The sequence below is a fragment of the [Roseibacterium] beibuensis genome, assembly GCF_039542305.1.
GTDB lineage: Bacteria > Pseudomonadota > Alphaproteobacteria > Rhodobacterales > Rhodobacteraceae > Roseibacterium > Roseibacterium beibuensis.
Genome location: NZ_BAABHW010000002.1, coordinates 888,875 through 908,013 on the forward strand (window position 1 = coordinate 888,875; position 19,139 = coordinate 908,013).

Annotated in this window: 19 protein-coding genes and 1 tRNA gene; 13 read left to right on the forward strand and 7 right to left on the reverse strand. The window is 66.2% G+C overall.

Going from position 1 to position 19,139, the window contains the following annotated elements:
• Positions 1-2: 2 nt before the first annotated feature.
• Positions 3-902 carry a LysR family transcriptional regulator gene (locus ABD923_RS11110; RefSeq protein ID WP_222190468.1) on the reverse strand — a complete coding sequence of 300 codons (900 nt, stop codon included), beginning with the start codon at positions 900-902 and terminating at the stop codon, positions 3-5.
• A 97-nt stretch (positions 903-999) separates the two neighbouring features.
• Here ABD923_RS11110 and ABD923_RS11115 point away from each other — a divergent pair, with 97 nt between their 5' ends.
• A complete protein-coding gene (locus ABD923_RS11115; protein ID WP_259553929.1) occupies positions 1,000-1,158 on the forward strand; it encodes a hypothetical protein in 159 nt (52 codons plus the stop codon).
• Between the two features lie 25 nt (positions 1,159-1,183).
• Here the strand turns inward: ABD923_RS11115 and ABD923_RS11120 are convergent, their stop codons facing one another.
• Entirely contained in the window at positions 1,184-1,675 is a 492-nt protein-coding gene (locus tag ABD923_RS11120; RefSeq protein WP_259553928.1) for a GNAT family N-acetyltransferase, read from the reverse strand.
• Positions 1,676-1,746: 71 nt separating this feature from the next.
• Positions 1,747-2,343, reverse strand: coding sequence for an HD family hydrolase (locus ABD923_RS11125; RefSeq protein ID WP_259553926.1), 597 nt, complete (start codon positions 2,341-2,343; stop codon positions 1,747-1,749).
• A gap of 126 nt (positions 2,344-2,469) precedes the next feature.
• On the opposite strand from ABD923_RS11125, the gene ABD923_RS11130 reads away from it, so the two are divergent.
• A complete protein-coding gene (locus tag ABD923_RS11130) occupies positions 2,470-2,610 on the forward strand; it encodes a hypothetical protein (protein ID WP_259553925.1) in 141 nt (46 codons plus the stop codon).
• A gap of 57 nt (positions 2,611-2,667) precedes the next feature.
• On the opposite strand, the gene ABD923_RS11135 is transcribed toward ABD923_RS11130, so the two are convergent.
• Positions 2,668-2,883, reverse strand: a complete 216-nt coding sequence (locus ABD923_RS11135; RefSeq protein WP_259553924.1) for a hypothetical protein — start codon at positions 2,881-2,883, stop codon at positions 2,668-2,670.
• A 125-nt stretch (positions 2,884-3,008) separates the two neighbouring features.
• Between ABD923_RS11135 and ahcY the strand changes: the two genes are divergently transcribed.
• From ahcY to ABD923_RS11155, 4 genes are all read left to right on the forward strand, one after another.
• Entirely contained in the window at positions 3,009-4,403 is a 1,395-nt protein-coding gene (gene ahcY, locus ABD923_RS11140; protein WP_259553923.1) for an adenosylhomocysteinase, read from the forward strand.
• A gap of 222 nt (positions 4,404-4,625) precedes the next feature.
• Positions 4,626-5,690, forward strand: coding sequence for a hypothetical protein (locus tag ABD923_RS11145; RefSeq protein ID WP_259553922.1), 1,065 nt, complete (start codon positions 4,626-4,628; stop codon positions 5,688-5,690).
• A 103-nt stretch (positions 5,691-5,793) separates the two neighbouring features.
• On the forward strand, positions 5,794-6,765 hold the full coding sequence (locus ABD923_RS11150; protein WP_259553921.1) for a ketopantoate reductase family protein: 972 nt from the start codon (positions 5,794-5,796) through the stop codon (positions 6,763-6,765).
• 386 nt (positions 6,766-7,151) lie between these two features.
• Complete coding sequence (locus ABD923_RS11155) at positions 7,152-7,493, forward strand: DUF2853 family protein (RefSeq protein ID WP_259554054.1); 342 nt, start codon at positions 7,152-7,154, stop codon at positions 7,491-7,493.
• Positions 7,494-7,732: 239 nt separating this feature from the next.
• Here the strand turns inward: ABD923_RS11155 and ABD923_RS11160 are convergent, their stop codons facing one another.
• From ABD923_RS11160 to tsaD, 3 genes are read right to left on the reverse strand one after another with little or no spacing between them, the layout of a single operon-like run.
• Positions 7,733-8,146 carry an EVE domain-containing protein gene (locus ABD923_RS11160; protein ID WP_259553919.1) on the reverse strand — a complete coding sequence of 138 codons (414 nt, stop codon included), beginning with the start codon at positions 8,144-8,146 and terminating at the stop codon, positions 7,733-7,735.
• A 5-nt stretch (positions 8,147-8,151) separates the two neighbouring features.
• Entirely contained in the window at positions 8,152-9,096 is a 945-nt protein-coding gene (locus tag ABD923_RS11165) for an NAD(P)H-dependent glycerol-3-phosphate dehydrogenase (RefSeq protein ID WP_259553918.1), read from the reverse strand.
• The gene (tsaD, locus tag ABD923_RS11170; protein ID WP_259553917.1) at positions 9,093-10,175 is read right to left on the reverse strand and encodes a tRNA (adenosine(37)-N6)-threonylcarbamoyltransferase complex transferase subunit TsaD; all 1,083 of its coding nucleotides are present in this window, start codon (positions 10,173-10,175) and stop codon (positions 9,093-9,095) included. The genes ABD923_RS11165 and tsaD overlap by 4 nt, the downstream gene beginning before the upstream one ends.
• A 58-nt stretch (positions 10,176-10,233) precedes the next feature.
• On the opposite strand from tsaD, the gene ABD923_RS11175 reads away from it, so the two are divergent.
• The 7 genes from ABD923_RS11175 (at position 10,234) to ABD923_RS11205 (ending at position 19,115) form a co-directional block, all read left to right on the forward strand.
• A complete protein-coding gene (locus tag ABD923_RS11175; RefSeq protein ID WP_259553915.1) occupies positions 10,234-10,932 on the forward strand; it encodes a uroporphyrinogen-III synthase in 699 nt (232 codons plus the stop codon).
• Between the two features lie 173 nt (positions 10,933-11,105).
• Complete coding sequence (locus ABD923_RS11180; RefSeq protein ID WP_259553914.1) at positions 11,106-12,572, forward strand: COG4223 family protein; 1,467 nt, start codon at positions 11,106-11,108, stop codon at positions 12,570-12,572.
• Between the two features lie 16 nt (positions 12,573-12,588).
• The gene (locus tag ABD923_RS11185) at positions 12,589-14,088 is read left to right on the forward strand and encodes a heme biosynthesis protein HemY (protein ID WP_259553913.1); all 1,500 of its coding nucleotides are present in this window, start codon (positions 12,589-12,591) and stop codon (positions 14,086-14,088) included.
• 160 nt (positions 14,089-14,248) lie between these two features.
• Positions 14,249-14,324, forward strand: a tRNA-Thr gene (locus tag ABD923_RS11190).
• 198 nt (positions 14,325-14,522) lie between these two features.
• A complete protein-coding gene (locus ABD923_RS11195) occupies positions 14,523-16,727 on the forward strand; it encodes an NADP-dependent isocitrate dehydrogenase (RefSeq protein WP_259553912.1) in 2,205 nt (734 codons plus the stop codon).
• A gap of 153 nt (positions 16,728-16,880) precedes the next feature.
• Positions 16,881-17,717, forward strand: coding sequence for a flagellar motor protein MotB (locus tag ABD923_RS11200; protein WP_259553911.1), 837 nt, complete (start codon positions 16,881-16,883; stop codon positions 17,715-17,717).
• Positions 17,718-17,813: 96 nt separating this feature from the next.
• Positions 17,814-19,115, forward strand: coding sequence for a flagellar hook protein FlgE (locus ABD923_RS11205; RefSeq protein WP_259553910.1), 1,302 nt, complete (start codon positions 17,814-17,816; stop codon positions 19,113-19,115).
• The last annotated feature ends 24 nt before the right edge of the window (positions 19,116-19,139 follow it).

Consider the following 19,139-nt stretch of genomic DNA (forward strand, 5'->3'; position numbering starts at 1 on the left):
TTTCAGCACGCCATCGAACGGCGAAGCCACATCACGAAGGTCTTGACCCGGGGCGGCATCGGCCCGGGCAAATGCACGAGGTGATAGGCCAGCGGACTGTCCGCCTGTTCGGCCAACACTACGAGCCGCCCCTCCGCCAGATCGCTTTCGACAACCGCGCGTGGCTGGACGGAGACCCCGGCCCCGCTGCGACATGCCGCCAGGACCATCGGGTTCGTCTCAAGCCGCGTCGCCTCCAACGCGTCGGGGTCGATTCCGCCCGCGCGCAGCCACGCATAGAACTCCGCATCCTGCGGATCGACCAGCCAGCGCAATCCGCGCAACCGCTTCAGCGCGCCCTGTGCTTCCGTATCCGGCCACGCGCCGCCAAGCTGCTCGGCCACTTGCGGGGCGGCGACCGCGACGATCCCGGGATCGGTGAGGCGCATCGTCTCCAGCCCCGGCCATTCGCCCCGCCCGTAGCGGATGGCAAGGTCATAGCCGTCGCGGCGCAGGTCGGACATGCGCGCCTCGGCCGAGACGCTGAGGGGCACCTCGGGATGCGCCGACCAGAACTGCGCCAAACGGGGCATCAGCCACGCTTCGGCGAAACTGGGCGTCGTCGTGACGGAGACGGGGCGATCCGCGCGGCCTTGCATCAAGGCCCGCACCCCGCCCGCGATTTCCCCGAACCCCGCCGACAGGTCCCGCGCCAGCCGCGCGCCCGCTTCGGTCGGGGCCACGCCGCGGCCTGCCCGCGTCATCAGGGATTGGCCGAAATGCTCTTCCAACGTGCGAACATGCTGCGCAATGGCGGCGTGCGTCACGTTCAACGCCCGCGCGGCCTCGGAATAGGAGCCAAGCCGCGCCGCCGCCTCGAACGCCCTCAGCGCCGAGAGAGAGGGGATATCACGCCAATCCATATGAAAGCTCAACTAACACATCGGCAGTATTGCTGACTCGGCCCATTGCCGCAACACGGCTATGCTCCCCTTAGTCGCAGATCACAGGAGACTCGCCATGCTCAGCATTTTCGCAAGCAGCCTCATGACCGCCGCGCGGCAGAAAGATTGGGACGCGCCCGATCAATCGCGGTTGCCCGACCGCCGCACCCGGAAGGAGCGCCGCCGCGATCAAGCGGATACGCGCCGCTGGCTCCGCAATACCGGAATCAAGTGACCGAACTAACAAACAGGCCCAACGGTCAGGTCAGGTCGTAGCGTTTGAGAACCTTGTCGACCACCTGCCCGTTGGCCATCCGGACGCCCTCGATCCGCCCGTAATCCTCGAACCCTCGGGATTGATAATAGGTCAGCCCGCTTTCGTTATCGGCGCGGATATTGGCGTTGATCCAAGTGTAGCCCAGCCTCTTGGCCGCCGCTTTCGTCGCCTCCATCAGTTTCGATCCGATGCCAAGACCCTGCTGGCCCGGTTTGGCGAAGGTGGCGATCTCGGCGGCCTCGGGCGGCAGGTATTCCCCGCCCCGCGTGACCCATTGAAAGCCCACGATCTCGCCATCGGGCTTTTCAGCGACGAGCCAGGAGGACACTTCGCGCTCGGCATTCATCCGGTCGATGAAATACTGCGCGTCGATGGGGTGTGTCATGGCGGTGGTGCCGCCGATCTCGATCACCGCGTTCAGGATCGCGGCCATGTCGCGCGCGTCGAGGTCATGGGCGGGGCGAACGTGGATCATCGGGAAGACTCCAACTTGAAACAATCCGGCAGCGTGCGTTCGACCGCGGCGGAGTGGCAGGGGCGCTTGCGTCACATCTGCGCCATCAGCTCAGCATGCCGCGCGGTGAAGTCTGCGCGCACCTCGGCCGGCGGGCGCAGGCGCAGGGTCAGCCCCTCGATCAGCGCCGCATCCGGGCGGCCAAAGAACTTGTTCGCCTCGGCCTCGGCGAACCCGGCAAGCTGCACCGCCTCCAGCCAGGCCGAGATGCGGTCGGCCCGCTTGATCGCTTGCTTTACCGTCTTGGGCAGCACGGCGGGCAGGCCGAAGCGCAGGTGGATCGCGGCCGTCAGCCGGGTATCAAGCTCGCCATATCCCGGCCCGACGGCAACCTTCACTGGGCTGATCATGTCGCCGATCACGTATTCCGGCGCGTCGTGCAGCAGCGCGGCCAAGCGCCATTTGACAGGCACCTGCGGCTGCAACCGCCCGTGGATTTGCTCGACCAGGATCGAATGCTCGGCCACGGAATAGGCGAAATCGCCGCGCGTTTGGCCGTTCCAGCGCGCGACGAAGGCCAGACCGTGGGCGATATCCTCGATCTCGATATCCATCGGCGTTGGGTCCAGCAGGTCGAGCCGTCGCCCGGACAACATCCGTTGCCAGGCGCGAGGGGGAGCTTTGGGCATGAATTCGGTCCTGAAACGAGCGTCCCCGCCGGTTTAGCAATGCAATGCGTGGGCCGAAAGCATTAGGCGAATCTTCAACCCTCGGTTTAGCCTGCCGTCCCGACGTATTATTTCAGGGAGATTAAAATGACCAAGGAAGGTGTCGGCGGCGCCGAAGGTGTGCCCCTCCAGGAAAACAACAAGCAGCCGCCCAGCGCGGATGGGAACAAGCCCGGCCCCGCGAAGGGAACCGAAGGCAGCGCCGAAAAAGGTGCGCCCAGCAAGTAACTTTGTCCAATCCGGACGCGCAAAGGGGCCGTCCTGCCGGGTGGCTCCTTTTCCGGTTCAGGCCAACGCCCAACTGATGAACGCGACGAGTATCCCAACGGCGATGACGGCCAGTGTGAACGGCCCGGCATAGCGGCTGCGGCGTTCGTATTGTTCCGATTTCGGCAGCTCGCGCGGCGCATCGGCGGCCCCGGCGTCGCCCGGACCGGCGCGCACATCGCCCGATACGGACGCGCGGGTGTGGCGTTGCGTTTCTGAATGCATCTCGCTCATCGAAAAACTCCTTTCCTACCTGGAAAACGTCCCCCGCCCGCTTCCGTTCCCGTGTCGCGTTGCCGTTGCAGGGGTCTGGTGCTATCTGCGCCGCAACGGAATTTGCAAAATGTGGAGCCTCGGACATGGGCACGGACTACATCGTCAAGGACATCAACCTCGCCGACTATGGCCGCAAGGAACTGGACATCGCCGAAACCGAGATGCCGGGCCTGATGGCCCTGCGCGAGGAATACGGCGCCTCCAAGCCGCTGAAAGGCGCGCGCATCGCCGGGTCGCTGCACATGACGATCCAGACCGCCGTCCTGATCGAAACGCTGGTGGAACTGGGCGCCGATGTCCGCTGGGCCTCGTGCAACATCTTCTCGACGCAGGACCACGCCGCCGCCGCGATTGCAGCCGGCGGCACGCCGGTCTTCGCCGTGAAGGGTGAAACGCTTGAGGAATACTGGGACTATTGCGACCGCATCTTCCAGTTCGAAGAGGGCGGTGCGAACATGATCCTCGACGATGGCGGCGATGCCACGCTCTACATCCTGCTGGGTGCACGCGTCGAAGAGGGTGAAACCGACCTGATCGAAGTGCCCACCAGCGAGGAAGAGGTCGCGCTGTTCGCACAGATCAAGAAGCGCATGACCGAAACCCCGGGCTGGTTCACCAAGCAGCGCCACATGATCCAGGGTGTGACCGAGGAAACCACCACGGGCGTGCATCGCCTTTACCAGATGATGGAAAAAGGCCACCTGCCCTTCCCCGCCATCAACGTGAATGACAGCGTCACCAAGTCGAAGTTCGACAACAAGTACGGCTGCAAGGAATCGCTCGTCGACGGTATCCGCCGCGCCACCGACACGATGATGGCCGGCAAGGTCGCCGTCGTCTGCGGTTATGGCGATGTGGGCAAGGGCTCGGCCGCCAGCCTCCGCGGCGCAGGCGCCCGCGTGAAGGTGACCGAGGTCGACCCGATCTGCGCCCTTCAGGCCGCGATGGACGGGTTCGAGGTCGTCACGCTGGAAGACGAGGTCGCCAGCGCGGACATCTTCATCACCACGACCGGCAACCGCGACGTGATCCGCATCGAGCATATGCGCGAGATGAAGGACATGGCGATCGTCGGCAACATCGGCCACTTCGACAACGAGATCCAGGTCGCGGCCCTCAAGAACCACAAGTGGACCAACATCAAGGACCAGGTGGACATGATCGAGATGCCATCGGGCAGCCGCATCATCCTGCTGTCCGAAGGCCGCTTGCTGAACCTGGGCAATGCCACCGGGCACCCGTCCTTCGTGATGTCGGCCAGCTTCACCAACCAGGTGCTGGCGCAGATGGAGCTTTGGACCAAGGGCAAGAACTACGAGAACAAGGTCTATGTCCTGCCCAAGGTGCTGGACGAGAAGGTCGCGCGCCTGCACCTCAAGAAGATCGGCGTGAAACTGACCGAACTGGCCAAGGAGCAGGCCGATTACATCGGCGTGCCGCAGGAAGGCCCCTTCAAGCCCGAACACTACCGCTACTGATCGCCGGCCCCGTTGGGGGCCGACCGGCAGCTTTCGACCGGCCATTCCGACGGGAATGGCCGGTTTTCGCTTACTTGGCCGGGCGCCTGGAACGGAGTCGAATACAAGGCGTTGAGTCCGGTTGAACCGCGTTTAAGTCGTTATTTTTCCGATATTTTTCAGGGAACCCAGCACCCCTCCTGTTGCTTGGTCTGGCATCAACTCTACACAGGAGATCTGACAATGACCTTCAAGAACGCACTGACCACCACCGCCGTCATTCTTGCCATGGCCGCCCCGGCCTATGCCGAAAGCCACAGCGGGACGATGGATGAAACGACGATGTCCGAGACGATGGGCATGCACGACGCCTCGGCCTTCGACGGCATGACCGTGGGCGAGATCCTCGGCATGGATGTTGTCGGCACGAACGGCAACGACGTCGGTGAGATTGACTACATCTACGAAGCCGACGGCGGCTACGAGGCCGTGATCGGCATCGGTGGCTTCCTCGGCCTTGGCGAATACACCGTGTCGCTGCCTCTGGGTGCCTTCTCGATGAACGACAACAGCCAGTTGGTCCTCGACGGCTATTCCGAGGAAGAACTGGAAGCGATGCCCGAAGTCGACGAAAGCGAGTTGGACGGCCTCGACGACGATGTGGTGATCGACACGAGCGCGTTGGGCACCGCGATGCCCAGCCCTGACTCGGCCGAAGCCGACATGGACACCGACCTGAGCGCCGAAGTCGAAGAGGAAATGGCCGAAACCGGTGCCGCCCTCGAAGAAATGGGTGACGAGGCCGCCGACGCCGCTGGCGAAGTTGGCCAGGACATCGCAGAGGCCGGTGACGCCGCCGCGACCGCCGTCGCCAATGCCGGTGACGAGATTGCCGACGATCTGAACCAGATCGGTGAGGAGATCGAAGGCGAGATGGCCGAAGCCGAAGCCGAGGTGACCGGCGACACCGGGATGGCCGCCGCGGCCGACATGGGCCAGGACATTTCGGATTTCGAAGGCATGACCGTCGGTGAAGTGCTCGGCATGAGCGTCGAAGGCGCCAATGGCGATGATGTGGGCGAGATCGACTACATCGTGCAAGCCTCGGGCGAATACTCGGCCGTGATCGGCATCGGTGGCTTCCTCAGCCTTGGCGAATACACCGTTGAGCTGCCGCTGGACGCCTTCTCGGTGCAGGGCGACGGGACGCTGATCCTTGATGGCTATACCAAGGAAGAACTCGAAGCGATGCCGGAAGTCGATGAAAGCGAGTTGGACGGCCTCGACAACGACACGGTCATCAGCTGATCGCTGAATACAGAGAGAATGACGCCCGGGTGCCTTGCGCCCGGGCGTTTTGCGTTGCACCGGTTGGACGGGTGCAACGGGTCGGTCAGGAAAGGAACTGGGCATGCGGGTCGTCATCTACGGCGTTGGCGCGATTGGCGGGGTGGTGGCAGCAGCGCTGGACCGAGCCGGGATCGAGACCATCGGCATTGCCCGCGGCGCGATGCTAGCGGCGATGCAGGATACCGGGCTGCGCCTGCGCGCGCCGGGGATCGACGAGCTGCGCGATGTGCCAGCGGTCGCATCGCCCGCCGAGGTCGATTGGCGGGCGGATGACATGATCCTGCTCTGCATGAAATCGCAGGACACCCAGGGCGCGCTGGAGGATCTGCGCGCGGCGGGTGTCCATGATCAGCCGATCTTCTGTGCGCAGAACGGGGTGGCGAACGAACGCGCCGCGCTGCGGATGTTTCCGAATGTGCATGGCGTCACGGTGATGATGCCCGCGCTTTACCTCGTGCCGGGTGAGGTGGCGGTGTTCACCGAACCGAAACTGGGGATCTTCGACCTGGGCCGCTATCCGGGCGGCACGGACCACGACGACCGTCGCATGGCCGAAGCGCTGGAGGCCGCGAATATCGGCGCCTTCACGCATGAAAACGTCATGGCGAGCAAACGTGGCAAGCTATTGTTGAACCTCGTGAACATCCTGAAAGCGACGCTTGGCAACAGCGCCGATCCCGGCCCGTTGAAAACCGCCATTCGGGCCGAGGCCGAGGCCGTTTACCGCGCGGCGGGGCTGGATTGGGTCGAGGTGGACGACAGCGACCCCAGACGCGGTGAAATGATGCGGCCCGTCGATGCGCTGCCCGGTGTGGCCCGCGTGGGCGGTTCGACGAACCAGAGCCTCTTGCGCGGCGCCACGCGGCTGGAAACCGACTACTTGAACGGCGAGATCGCGCTGCTCGGGCGCCTTCACGGGGTGCCGACCCCGGTGAACGCAGCGCTGTGCCGCGTGGCGGACCACCTGACGCGCAGCGCTTTGAAGCCGGGTGATCTGAGCCTGTCCCAGCTGGAGGCCCTCCTTTCCCCGTGACCCGGTGGTTCGGCGGGTGCCGTTCGCCGGCGCGGAAAGGAACTGGCTTCGGCCAGCCCCGGTGTCCCCGCACGGGTCGGACCATCGCGCGTCTCCGGTCCCGCCCTGCCTCGGCCCTCAGCGGGCCGCTTTCAGCCGGTGGCAAGACCATGGTGCATGATCGCGATCAAGCCCACGCAGGCACGGCACGGCGCAGCTTTCGCGAATACAGGCACGATTTCAACGCGCTGCGCATCGCGGGGACCGGTTGGGATGCTTTTCCCCGAAAGTTTTTCTTCGCCCCTGACTGGGTTGCGGGTAACCTTCCCGGCAAGCCTGCCCGTTTCGCGGCGGGCTGGAGGAACAAATACTTTTTTGAGAATGCCAAAACGGGGGGACAGTTTCCGATGGGCAAGCGTGACGACCTGATCGCTCACTACGCGGACGATCTGCGCAACAAATGCGGCATTGAGCCGGACATGGACCTGCTGACCAAGGTGACAATCGGCTGCGGCCCGGCGATTTACGACGCCGACGCTTCGACGGTCGCCGGCAGCCAGGAGCATGAGCTGGAAACCGTGAAGAACAATTTCCTGATCAAGAAGCTGGGGCTGTCCGATGGCCCCGAACTGATGGACGCGATCAACAGCGTGATCGAGACCTACGGCAAATCTGAGCGCAACAAGTACCGCGCGGTCGTCTACTACATGCTGACCAAACACTTCGGCAAAGAGAGCGTCTACGGCTGAGGCCCGCCGCCCTGTTCAATGGCAAGGCCCGCCCAAGCGGCGGGCCTTTTGCTGGGATTAACACCAAATACCGCGAAAATCCGAGCTTCATTTCCTTTGTAACGCGCCGGGGTGATGCGGTAGGTCTTGGTCAGCCCGGTCAGGATGACGGGCCCGACATTCGAACACACGTGGAGCGAGCAAATCGTGTGTGGGTGGTGGAGGGTCCCGGCGGTCGGGACCCTCCATTTTTCATCCGGTCAAAGGCCACCCATCGCGCAGATGGTCTTGAACTCCGCCTCGGTCACCGGCTGCACGGAGAGGCGCGAGTTGTTCACCAGCACCATCTCGGACAAGTCCTCGCGCGCCTTGATCTGGTCCAGCGTGACCGGGGTGGGCAGGCTTTCGATGGCCTTGATGTCCACGCACTCCCAGCGGTCGTCGTCGGTGGTGCTGTCAGGATGCGCCTCGGCGATCACCTCGACGATACCGACCACCGCCTTTTCCTTCTGCGAATGGTAGAAGAAGCCCCGGTCACCGACCGCCATCTCGCGCATGAAATTGCGTGCCTGATAATTGCGGACGCCATCCCATTCCTCGCCAGCGTCGCCCTTGGCGACCTGATCGTCCCAGGACCATGTCGAAGGTTCGGATTTGAACAGCCAGTAGCGCATCGGGGTCACTCCGGTTTCAGGGGGCGTGACAGAAGGGTGTCGAGAACGGTGGCAAGGTCAAGCCGCCCGTCGGCCATCGCCGCAACCGCGTCGGCAATGGGGGTGTCCAACGCGGGGTCCGACGCGATCTGCCGCGCGGTATGCAGCCCCTCGACCGTCACGTCCTCGGCCAGGGTTTCGCCATGGGCCAGCGCCACGCCGAAACGAAAGTTCCGCGATTTCTCGGAGCCACAGGTCAGGATCAGGTCGCCCAGCCCGGACAGGCCCGTCAGCGTCTCTTCCCGCGCCCCGGCGGCGCGGGCGACGCGCGCCATCTCGGCAAAGCCGCGCGCGATCAGGGCCGCGCGGGCCGAGTCGCCAAGCCCCGCGCCGATCACCGCCCCCGCCGCGATGGCGATGACGTTCTTCAGCGCCCCGCCCAGTTCGGCGCCGGTGACATCCGTGGTCCGGTAAAGCCGCAGCGCAGGCGTGGACAGCGCATGTTGCAGCGCCTCGCCCAGGGCGTCATCCGCACAGGCCAGCGTCAAGGCGGTGGGCAGCCCCCTGGCAATATCGACCGCAAAGCTGGGGCCGGTGAGTTGCGCGGGCGTGGTTCCGGGCGCGGCCTGCGCGATCAGGGCCGTGGGGAACAGCCCGGTGGCCCGGTCGATCCCCTTGGCGCAGGAGACGAGATTCGGTGCGCCCGGGCGATGGGTGGACAGGAACTCGCCCAGCGATTGCGTCGGCAGGGCCAGCAGGGCGATCTCGGCGTCGGTGGCCGGATCGTCGGTCACTGTCAGGCCCGCCGGAAAGGGCGCGCCTGGAAGGCGGCGGATGTTCTCGCGGGCCTTCTGCATCGCCTCCGCGCCCTCGCGCGCCCAAAGCGTCACCGGATGCCCCGCATTGGCGTAGGTGATGGCCAGAGCCGTGCCAAACGCCCCCGCCCCGTAGATCATCAATGGCGCGCTCATGCCTTGGCCCCTTTCTTTCCCGACCCGATCAACGGTGCGGCCGCCCGGTCAAGGGGCCAGCGCGGGCGGGCCGACAGGGTCATGTCGTCCACCCGCCCGCCCTCGAACGCCAGCAGACCGGCATAGGCGATCATCGCGGCGTTGTCGGTGCAAAGGCGCAGCGGCGGGGCAAGGAAGGGCACACCCGCCACCTCGGCCACGGCGGTCAGGCGCGCGCGGAGGGTCTGGTTGGCCGCCACGCCCCCGGCAACGGCAAAGGCGGTCAACCCATCGCAGGCCGAAAGCGCGCGCTCGGATTTGCCCGCCAGAACATCCGCCACCGCCGCCTGGAACGAGGCGCAGAGGTCGGCGCGGTCCTGTTCCGTCAGCCCGCCCTGTGCCTCGGTCAACTGGTCGCGCGTGCGGATCACGGCGGTTTTCAGCCCGGAAAAGCTGAGATCGCAGCCGGGTCGGTCCATCAACGGGCGCGGCAAGGCGAAACGGGCCGGATCACCGGCCTTCGCCGCCGCCTCGACCGAGGGGCCTCCGGGCTGCGGCAAGCCAAGAATGCGCGCCACCTTGTCGAAGGCCTCTCCGGGGGCGTCGTCGATGGTGCCGCCAAGGCGGCTGAAGGCTTCGGGGCCATCGACACGCAGGAACTGGCAGTGCCCGCCCGAGACCAGAAGCATCAGGTAGGGAAAGGTCACGCCATCGGTCAGGCGCGGGGTCAGGGCATGGCCCGCAAGGTGATTCACCCCGATCAGCGGTTTGCCCAAGCCCATGGCCAGCCCCTTGGCCGCCATGACGCCCGCCAGAACACCGCCGATCAGGCCGGGGCCGCTGGTCACCGCTATCGCGTCGATATCGGTTAGCGGCACGCCCGCGAGGTCCAGCGCCTCTTCGACCATCAGGTCGAGCTTTTCGGTATGCGCCCGCGCTGCGATCTCGGGCACGACCCCGCCAAAGGCTGCGTGCAGGTCCGTCTGGCTGGATACGACCGAGGACAGAAGCTCGGGCGCATCGCCCGGCCCGCGCAGGACGGCGGCGGCGGTGTCGTCGCAGCTCGATTCGAGGCCGAGGATCAGGGGCGGGGTGGACATGGCCGGACCGGGCCTTCGCGTTTGTGTTGCTGGGCCAAGGCAGGTAACACTCTGCCCGATGTCTGACAATGCTAAGCCCCTGATCCTGCTGACACGCCCGAAGGCGCAGTCGGAGCGCTTTGCCCGCGCCCTGCGGGATCGGCTGGGCGAGGTCGAAGTGGTGATCGCGCCGCTGATGGAGGTGGTGCCGCTGACCGCCCCGCCCGAGGCGGCACAGGCGCGGACGCTGATCTTCACCTCGGAGAACGCGGTGCCGCAGGCCGGGGCGGGGGCGCATCGCGTGGCCTGGTGCGTCGGGCGCCGCACGGCGCTGGCGGCGCAAAAGGCGGGGTTTTTACCGATCTCGGTCGATGGAACCGCCGACGATCTTGTCGCGCGCCTTGCCCACGAACGCCCCGAAGGCCCGATCTGGCATCTGCATGGCACCCATGTGCGCGGCGACATTGCCGGACGGCTGGAACAGGCCGGGATCGCGGTGCACGAGGCCGCCGTATACGACCAGCGCACCGTCACGCCGGACCCGGCTTTCCTCGCGGGCTTGCGGCGGCCGGGCGCGATCCTGCCCATCTTTTCGCCTCGGTCTGCTAAACTGCTGGCCAAGGCGGCAGGCGACCGTCCACCGCGACTCACCCTGATCGCGATCAGCGTCGCGGCCCGTGACGCCCTGCCCGATCCGTGGCAATCCGGTGTGGACGTTGCCGAATCTCCGAATGCGGAGGCTATTCTGGAGGAAATCGCGCGACGGATTGGCGCGTAGCCCCCAGATGCGGGGCATGAAACGCTGATTTTGGCTGACTCGCGCCGAGTGTCAGGTTAGGTAGACACTTGGGCGCGCTAGGGAGAAGGACACAGGTGGTGGCGAGACGATCATCGAAAAGCTCTGGTAGCAACCGCAGCACGCGTGACGACACGCACCCCCCCGAAGAAAGCGTGACTGACGGCACCGCAGGACAGGACAGCGTCACACTCGCCCCGCAAGAGGGCGAAACGCTGACCCCGGGCGAGGACAGCACCGCCATCGAAGACGCCGAGATCGTGGCGTCCGAGGCGGCCCAGACGCCCGAGGCCGAAACGGTCGACCCGGACAGCACGGCATCCGAGGCCGAGACGCTGGCGCCGGAGGGTGAGACCCCCGAGGCGGAGACGCCCGACGCCGAGACGGTCACCGCAGAGGGCGACACGCCCGAAACGGACGAAACGGACAATACCGCAAGCGAAGGCGACGACACGCTCGACGCAGAGTCGGTTGCCGGCGCGGATTTCGTGACCGATGCCGAGACGGCCGAGGGCCGCACCGCCGAAGACACCGTTGCAGGCGAGGCCGAGACCACCGTCGAAGAAACGACGCCCCCGGCACCCGCCCCGGCCACCGTGGTCGAACGCCGCGGACCCGGTTTCGTGCCGCTGGTCATCGGTGGCATCGTCGCCGCCGGCATTGGCTATGGCGCCAGCTACATGGGCCTTTTGCCCACATCCGGCGGGGATGAGGCGACCAGCCAGCTCGAGACACTGATCGCCCAGCAATCCGAGGCGCTGACCGCTCTGCAGGCGCAGGTAGGTGACCTGGCCTCGGCCTCCGCCCCCGAGGTGGATCTGTCGCCCGTCACCGAACAGATCGGCGCGCTTGGCACCCGGCTGGATGAAACCGCCACCGCGCTGGAAAACATCGCCACACGCGTCACCACGCTGGAAGAGCGCCCGATCTTCTCGGGCGATGTGGAAAACGACGTGGCCGCCGCAGCAGCAGCGGTGACGCAGCTTGAAGAGCAGCTGCGCGCACAGGAAGAGGAAGCCGCCCGGATCGAAGCCGAACGCGCCGCCGCCGAAGAGGCCGCCGCGCAGGCCGAGGCCGAAGCCCAGGCCGCCATCGCCGAGGCCGAAGCCCAGGCACAAGCGGTGCTGGCCACCGCCGAGGCCGAATCCGCACTTGGCCTGATCCGCAACGCCATCGCCACCGGCGACCCCTATGCCGAAGCGATTGACACCATCGCCGCCGCGACCGAGGTGCCCGAGGCGCTGGCCGCGAATGCCGAAACCGGCGTGCCCACGGTCGAGGAGTTGCAGGACAGCTTCCCCTCCGCCGCCCGCGCCGCCCTGCCCGTCGCCCTGCGCGAAACGGCCGGTGAAGGCACGATGGAACGCGTGACCGCCTTCCTTCAGGGGCAGGTCGGGGGACGTTCGATCGAACCCCGCGAGGGGAATGATCCCGACGCCGTCCTGTCCCGCGCCCAGGCCGCGGTGGACCGGGCCGAGTTCGGCACCGCGCTGGAAGAAATCGCGGCCCTGCCCGAAGGGGCGCAGGCCGAGATGTCCGGCTGGGTGGCCGAGGCCGAAACGCGCGCCGCCGTGGACGCGGCGCTGGTGACCGTCGCCGACGCGCTCGCCGGCAGCAACTGAGAAGGGACGTCGCACAATGCTCTGGTCTCTGCTGAAAGTCTTGATCTTCATCGCCATCGTGGGGCTGCTGACGCTGGGCGTCGGCTTCCTGACGGAAATGCAGGACACCGCCGTCCTGACCGTCGCGGGGCGCGAATTCGTTCTGACGCCGCTGGTCGCTATCCTTGGTGCGTTGACGCTGCTGATCTCGGTCTGGCTGCTGTTCAAGCTGGCTGGCCTGCTGATCGCCACGCTGAAATTCCTCAATGGCGACGAAACCGCCATCAGCCGCTATTTCGACCGCCGCTCCGAGCGCAAGGGCTACGCGGCGCTGGGCGAAGGCATGATGGCGCTGGCCGCCGGGGAGGGTCGCCTGGCCATCCGCAAGGCCGAACGCGCCGAGAAGTACCTTGGCCGCCCGGAACTGACCAAGCTTGTCGTGGCGCAAGGGGCCGAGATGGTCGGCGACCGCAAGCTCGCCACCGACACCTACAAGGCGCTGGTCACCGATGATCGCACCCGCTTCGTCGGCGTGCGCGGGCTGATGAAGCAGAAGCTTGAAGATGGCGAGACCGACACCGCGCTGGAACTCGCCAAGCGCGCCCTGGCGCTGCGCCCCAAGAACGAAGAGGTGCAGACGACGTTGCTGCAGCTGCAGTCGCGGTCGGAGGATTGGCAGGGCGCGCGCCAGACGCTGGCCAATGCGCTCAAGGCCGGCAACATCCCGCGCGACCTGCACAAGCGGCGCGACGCGGTGCTGGCGCTGGCCCATGCCCGCGATGCCATGGCAGAGGGCAAGGTTGCCGATGCCACGCGCGAGGCGAACGCGGCCAACACCATGGCCCCCGGCCTTGTGCCTGCCGCGGTCATGGCCGCCCGTCTGGCCATCTCCGACGGCAAGCCGCGCATCGCCACCAAGATCCTGACCAAGGCGTGGGAGACGGGGCCGCACCCCGACCTCGCCGCCGCCTTTGCCGCCATCGCGCCGGACGAAACGCCGGCCCAGCGGCTCAAGCGGTTCCGCCCGCTTCTGGCCAAGCATCCCAGGGACCCCGAGACGAAGATGCTCGAGTCCGAGTTGCACATCGCCGCCGAGGATTTCCCCGCCGCGCGTCGTGCGCTGGGGGATCTGGCCGAAACCAACCCGACCGCCCGCTCGCTGACCATCATGGCGGCCATCGAGCGCGGGCAGGGCGGCGAGGATCGCGTGGTTCGGGCCTGGCTGGCCAAGGCCGTCACCGCCTCGCGCGGGCCGCAATGGACTTGCGAGAAATGTGGCCACGTCCACGCCGATTGGCGCCCGGTCTGTGCGAATTGCGAAAGCTTCGACACGCTGAGCTGGCAGGAGGCGCCGCAATCCGACGCGGCACTGGCCGGTCCGGCACAGATGCTGCCGCTGATCGTCGGCGCGCTGGAAGATCGGCGCGAGGACGCGCCCGATGAGGTCGAGGTCGTGGAGGGCACCCCCGCCGCGTCCACGGATACGTCGGAAGAGGCGGAAACGGTCGAGGCCGAACCGGCCGAAGCCCGCGGCTGAAACCACCAAGGCAGGGGCGGCCCGAACAAGGACCGCCCCCCGATTCCCGGCCTGTTCAGGAAAGCGTCACGGGAACGGCCAGACGCGATTGACGCCGCAAACGCATCTGCTAAAAGCGGCGCGGTCAAGCGGGACGGGGCAGTCGCCCGGTCCGAAAGACGCCGGTGTAGCTCAGCTGGTAGAGCACGTCATTCGTAATGATGGGGTCGGGGGTTCGAGTCCCTTCACCGGCACCACTTTCCCACCTTCAGAAAGTGTTGCAACCGTCCCGACAGGGACACATGCTTGCGACAGAGGCAAAGCGGCCGGCGCGGCAACTCGCCTCGTCTGACGCTGCGATAGGGCATGGACCCAGCCGGTTCGGTGTACTATGGCATACCGCGAAGGAAGGGCGGGATTCTCCGCCGCCCGGCAACTATGGAACGATGGATCCAATGAGCGCAGAGAACACCCCCGACATCATCTACACCAAGGTCGATGAGGCGCCTGAACTGGCCTCGGCCTCCCTCCTCCCGATCATCCAGCGCTTCGCTGATGCGGCGGGCGTCACGGTCGGCACCAAGGATATCAGCCTCGCGGGCCGGATCATCGCCGCTTTCCCGGAGAACCTGACCGAGGCGCAGCGCCAGTCCGACGACCTCGCCGAACTGGGTGAGCTGGTGAAAACGCCCGAGGCGAATGTCATCAAGCTGCCCAACATCTCGGCCTCGGTGCCGCAGCTGGTCGCCGCCATCAAGGAACTGCAATCGCAGGGCTACGCGCTGCCCGATTACCCCGAGGCGCCCCAGACCGACGCCGAGAAAGAGGCCCGCGCGCGCTACGACGCGATCAAGGGCTCGGCGGTGAATCCGGTCCTGCGCGAGGGCAATTCCGACCGCCGCGCCGCTACCGCCGTCAAGAAATTCGCGCAAGCGAATCCGCACCGCATGGGCGAGTGGAAATCTGATAGCAAGACGCGCGTCGCCTCGATGTCGGGTGGCGACTTCTTCTCGAACGAAACCTCCGCCACGCTGGACAAGGCCGCGACCGCCAAGATCGTCCTGGAAAGCGCCTCGGGCGAGACCGTGCTGAAAGAGGGCGTCTCCTACCCCGCGGGCACCGTCGTCGACGCCACCTACATGAGCGCCGCCGCGCTGGACGCGTTCCTGGCCGAGGAAATCGCCAAGACCAAGGACGAGGGCACGCTCTTTTCGCTGCACATGAAAGCCACGATGATGAAGGTCTCGGACCCGATCATCTTCGGCCATGCCGTCAAGCAGTGGCTCAAGCCCGTCTTCGACCAGTTCGGCGACAAGATGGAGGCGCTTGGCGTGAACCCGAACTCCGGCCTCGGCGACCTGCTGGCGCGGGTCAAGGACGAGCCCGAGATCATGGCCGCCATCGAGGCCGTCACGGCCGAGCGTCCGCCGATGTACATGGTCGACAGCGACCGGGGCATCACCAACCTGCACGTCCCCTCGGACGTCATCATCGACGCCTCGATGCCCGCGCTGATCCGCGCCGGCGGCAAGGGCTGGGGCCCCGACGGGAAAGAGGCCGACGCCAACTGCGTCATCCCTGACAATTCCTACGCCCCGGTCTATGACGAGGCGATCAAGTTCTTCAAGGAGAACGGCGCGCTGAACCCGGCCACCGCCGGCACCGTGCAGAACCTCGGCCTGATGGCGCAGAAAGCCGAGGAATACGGCTCTCACCCCACCACCTTCGAGATCCCCGAGGATGGCACCGTCAAGATGATCCTCGACGATGGCACGGTCCTGCACCAGCATAGCGTGCAGGCGGGCGACATCTGGCGCTCGGCCAGCGCGCGCAAGGCGCCGATCGAGGATTGGGTGACCCTCGCCATCGAGCGGCAGGCCGCCACCGGCTACCGCGCGATCTTCTGGCTGGACGAGGCCCGCGCCCATGACGCGCAGCTGATCGCTATGGTGAAGCCCATCCTCGAAGCCAAGGGCGTGGCCGACCGTTTCGAGATCATGGCCCCGCGCGAAGCGACCCGCGCCAGCCTCGAGACGATCACCAAAGGCGAGAACACCATCGCCATCACCGGCAACGTGCTGCGCGACTACCTGACCGACCTGTTCCCGATCCTCGAACTGGCCACCTCGGCCAAGATGCTGTCGATCGTGAAGCTGATGCAGGGCGGCGGGCTGTTCGAGACCGGCGCCGGCGGCTCGGCCCCCAAGCACGTGCAGCAGTTGCAGGCCGAGAACCACCTGCGCTGGGACAGCCTTGGCGAGTTCTGCGCGCTTGGCGAAAGCTTCAAGTTCCTCGCCGACGCCAAGGGCAACGCCAAGGCCCGCGTGCTGGGCGAGGCGGTGGAAACCGCCACTCAGGGCATCCTCGACCATGGCCGCTCGCCCGGGCGCAAGGTCGGCCAGCCCGACAACCGCGACAGCCACTACTGGTTCGCCCGCTACTGGGCCGAGGCCCTGGCCGCGCAAACCGAGGACGCCGATCTTGCCGCGCATTTCGCCCTCATCGCCAAGGCGCTTGCCGAAGGTGAAGAGGCGATCGTGGGCGAGTTGGCCGCAGCCCAGGGTGCCGCCGCCGATCTGGGTGGCTACTACCACACCGACCCGGCCAAGACGGCTGCGGTGATGCGCCCCTCGACCACGCTGAACGCGATCATCGGCTGACGAAAAAGGAGGATGGGCAGACCCTTGCCCATCCGAACGACCAGCGGCGCTGCCCCACCGGGCGGCGCCGTTTTTCGTGGCGCCGTCACGGAGCATTAAGCCCCTTTTCACGATTGCCCGCTAAACAGGCCCAAACCCTTGCGGAGGGCCGGCATGGCGGATGGCAGCAACCAGCGCCCGATCATCATCAAGCGGAAGAAGGTGGTCGCGGGCGGCGGCCACCACGGCGGCGCGTGGAAGGTCGCCTATGCCGATTTCGTCACCGCGATGATGGCTTTCTTCATGCTCATGTGGCTGCTGAACGCAACCACGGAACAGCAGCGCAAAGGCATCGCCGACTATTTCAGCCCGACGGTTCCGATCAGCCGCATCTCGGGCGGCGGCGACGGCAGTTTCGGCGGCGACAGCGTGTTTTCCGAAACCACCATCGCGCAGAACGGCACCGGCGCCACCAACCGTCGCCCGACCGAGGGGCGGCAAGCGCTCGGGTTGCAGGGCACGGACCATGACGCGCAACGCGAAATTGCCGCGCTCGAGGCACTGGAAGACGCGCTGATGGGCCAGGGTGGCGACAGCATGGTCAGCGAACTGGCCCTGGCCCATGTGAACAGCCGCCTGACCGACGAAGGCCTTATCATCGAGATCTTCTCGCGCCCCGGCGCGCCGCTGTTCGATCCGCGCACGGGCGATCCGGCGCCGTGGCTGCCGGGCCTTGCGGCGGTGATGGCCCAGTTGTTCGGGACGGTCACGAACGCGGTGGGCATCGCGGGGCATGTCACCTCGGAACCCATCGTCATCGCCTCGGAAACGCGGTGGCAGGCGTCGATCACCCATGCGCAGGCCCTGCGGCGGATGCTGGAAACCGGCGGCCTGCCCGCGCGCCGCATCGCCCGCCTGACCGGCCATGCCGACCGGGAGCCGATCACCGACGACCCGATGGAGGTCCGCAACGACCGGATCGAGGTCATTCTGATCCGAAGCCACCTCTGATCCGGGCGAAATAGATAAAATTTGATCTGTTAGGGGCGATTTAACTTCTCCGGTGCAGTCTGGACCAAATCCGAATGCAGCAGAAAGGCGCATGACATGACGATTTCCTCCTCGCTCAATTCCGGGGTGGCGGGCCTGACCGTGAATGCCAGCCGGCTGGCCACGATCGCCGACAACATCGCCAATGCCGGCACCTATGGGTACAAGCGTGCGGTGGCCGATTTCCACTCGATGGTCGTGATGCAATCGGACGGCAGCTATTCCGCCGGCGGTGTGCGCGCGACCGTCTCGCGCATGATCGACCAGCGCGGCACGCTGGTCTCCACCACCAACCCGACCGACATCGCCATCGGGGGGCGCGGCCTTCTGCCCGTCACCTCGGCCGCCGCGCTCAACGACGATGGCGACGATCTACCGATCATGCTGACCTCGACCGGCTCCTTCCGCCCCGACGCCGAGGGCATCTTGCGCACCGAAACCGGCGAGGTGCTGATGGGCTGGCCCGCCAATGCCGATGGCTCGATTCCCGCCTACCCGCGTGACACCTTCGCCGGGCTGGAACCGATCATGCTCAACACCAACCAGTTCATCGGCGACCCCACCACCCGGATGGAACTGTCGGTGAACCTGCCCGCCACCTCGACCGAGGCCGGGGCCGGTGGCGACACTCTCGTGATGTCGGCGGAATACTACGATAACCTGGGAACCTCCCAGTTCCTGGAAATCGAGTTTACCCCGACCGTGCCCGCCACGGGCAGTTCCCATGAATGGACGATGGTCGTCCGCGACTCCGCCAGCGATGGCGCGGTGATCGGCGAATACACCGTCACCTTCGACGACGCGCGCGGCAATGGCGGCAATCTCGATACCGTCACGCCCATCTCCGGCGGTCCCTTCGACCCGGTGACCGGAACCCTCGCCCTGACCGTCGATGGCGGCCCGATGGAACTCGTGATCGGGGTGCCGGGTGAGGCCGGGGGGCTGACGCAGCTCTCCGATACCTTCTCGCGCGCGCCGGTGGTCAAGGATGGCTCGCCGGTGGGCGACCTGACCACGGTCGAGGTCGATGCCAACGGGTTGCTCCACGCGATCTACGACAACGGCATGACCCGCGTGATCTACCAGATCCCCGTGGTCGACGTGCCGAACATGAACGGGCTGATGGCGCACGACAACCAGACCTATTCCATCACCGCCGACAGCGGCGCGGCCTTCTTGTGGGACGCGGGCGATGGACCCACGGGCGAGATGGTCGGCTACGCCCGCGAGGAATCGGCCACCGATGTCGCCGCCGAACTGACGCAACTGATCCAGACACAGCGCGCCTATTCCTCGAACGCCAAGATCATCCAGACGGTGGACGAGATGCTGCAGGAAACCACCAACATGAAGCGCTGATCCGCGCCCCTTGCCTGCCGGGAC

Coding starts and splice junctions, on each gene's coding strand:
- ABD923_RS11145 (WP_259553922.1), top strand. CDS start 4,626: ATGACCTTCAAGAACGCACTGACCACCACCGCCGTCATTCTTGCCATG.
- ABD923_RS11115 (WP_259553929.1), top strand. CDS start 1,000: ATGCTCAGCATTTTCGCAAGCAGCCTCATGACCGCCGCGCGGCAGAAA.
- ahcY (WP_259553923.1), top strand. CDS start 3,009: ATGGGCACGGACTACATCGTCAAGGACATCAACCTCGCCGACTATGGC.
- ABD923_RS11150 (WP_259553921.1), top strand. CDS start 5,794: ATGCGGGTCGTCATCTACGGCGTTGGCGCGATTGGCGGGGTGGTGGCA.
- ABD923_RS11155 (WP_259554054.1), top strand. CDS start 7,152: ATGGGCAAGCGTGACGACCTGATCGCTCACTACGCGGACGATCTGCGC.
- ABD923_RS11135 (WP_259553924.1), bottom strand. CDS start 2,883: ATGAGCGAGATGCATTCAGAAACGCAACGCCACACCCGCGCGTCCGTA.
- ABD923_RS11205 (WP_259553910.1), top strand. CDS start 17,814: ATGACGATTTCCTCCTCGCTCAATTCCGGGGTGGCGGGCCTGACCGTG.
- tsaD (WP_259553917.1), bottom strand. CDS start 10,175: ATGTCCACCCCGCCCCTGATCCTCGGCCTCGAATCGAGCTGCGACGAC.
- ABD923_RS11165 (WP_259553918.1), bottom strand. CDS start 9,096: ATGAGCGCGCCATTGATGATCTACGGGGCGGGGGCGTTTGGCACGGCT.
- ABD923_RS11195 (WP_259553912.1), top strand. CDS start 14,523: ATGAGCGCAGAGAACACCCCCGACATCATCTACACCAAGGTCGATGAG.
- ABD923_RS11110 (WP_222190468.1), bottom strand. CDS start 902: ATGGATTGGCGTGATATCCCCTCTCTCTCGGCGCTGAGGGCGTTCGAG.
- ABD923_RS11160 (WP_259553919.1), bottom strand. CDS start 8,146: ATGCGCTACTGGCTGTTCAAATCCGAACCTTCGACATGGTCCTGGGAC.
- ABD923_RS11185 (WP_259553913.1), top strand. CDS start 12,589: ATGCTCTGGTCTCTGCTGAAAGTCTTGATCTTCATCGCCATCGTGGGG.
- ABD923_RS11130 (WP_259553925.1), top strand. CDS start 2,470: ATGACCAAGGAAGGTGTCGGCGGCGCCGAAGGTGTGCCCCTCCAGGAA.
- ABD923_RS11200 (WP_259553911.1), top strand. CDS start 16,881: ATGGCGGATGGCAGCAACCAGCGCCCGATCATCATCAAGCGGAAGAAG.
- ABD923_RS11125 (WP_259553926.1), bottom strand. CDS start 2,343: ATGCCCAAAGCTCCCCCTCGCGCCTGGCAACGGATGTTGTCCGGGCGA.
- ABD923_RS11120 (WP_259553928.1), bottom strand. CDS start 1,675: ATGATCCACGTTCGCCCCGCCCATGACCTCGACGCGCGCGACATGGCC.
- ABD923_RS11175 (WP_259553915.1), top strand. CDS start 10,234: ATGTCTGACAATGCTAAGCCCCTGATCCTGCTGACACGCCCGAAGGCG.